The following is a 636-nucleotide window of genomic DNA, read 5'->3' as shown; positions in this document are numbered from 1 at the left end:
CGGCACCGACAGGCGGCAAAGGGGCTGCAGAATGTCAGACAAAGAGCCGCTGCAAGTGGGGAAATTGTTGTACAACAGCCGCTTGAAGGGAGACCTTGAATCCCGGGACGTGCTGTTACCGAACTGGTACTGGAAGCCGCCCCACCAGGGAAAACCGCTGCCGCTGCGGGCAAAAGGTGCTAGGTTAGCTGGATTATCGATAGCGTTGCGCACGCAGGCCCAGCGCTGGTCGTTGGTGGCGCTGTCCAAATTGGTCGTTGGACAACGCGGCGCACTGCTGGTGTAGTCGTTGTTGTTGTATTGACCGATGGCGTCCGGCACCCCCTGGACCGGGAACACCGGATCCGGCCAGCGCACTGCCCGCAGGTAGGGCAGGTTGGCGCGTTGAACATCTTGGGGGTTGGTGGGCAGAGGGCCCACCTCCTGGCCCCTGGGGTTGGTGGCAAACCCTGTGTTGCGGTTGTACTCGTTCTGCGGGCTCCTGATCCAGCCGTTGTAGTACTCGGCCAGCAGGCCAGCGCCGCCAGGGTTCGGGCAGGGCCCGATGGGAGCCACCATCACCCAGCGGGAGGTATCCAGCACCGGGTTGCCCAAGGCGGAGATGCGCACGCCGAAGTTGGCATAGCCCGTGTCTGG

General features: G+C 63.4%; 1 protein-coding gene. It reads right to left on the bottom strand.

Annotated features, from left to right (window positions below; genetic code table 11):
• Window positions 1–636, bottom strand: a 636-nt coding sequence (locus tag NW844_RS13100; RefSeq protein WP_414336270.1) for a hypothetical protein, incomplete at both ends; no start/stop codon positions are given.

It is taken from the genome of Synechococcus sp. H55.2 (genome assembly GCF_047462495.1).
Taxonomy (GTDB): Bacteria; Cyanobacteriota; Cyanobacteriia; order Thermostichales; family Thermostichaceae; genus Thermostichus.
Note: the sequence above shows the minus strand (reverse complement) of the source record. Positions and strands in the feature narration are given on the sequence as shown.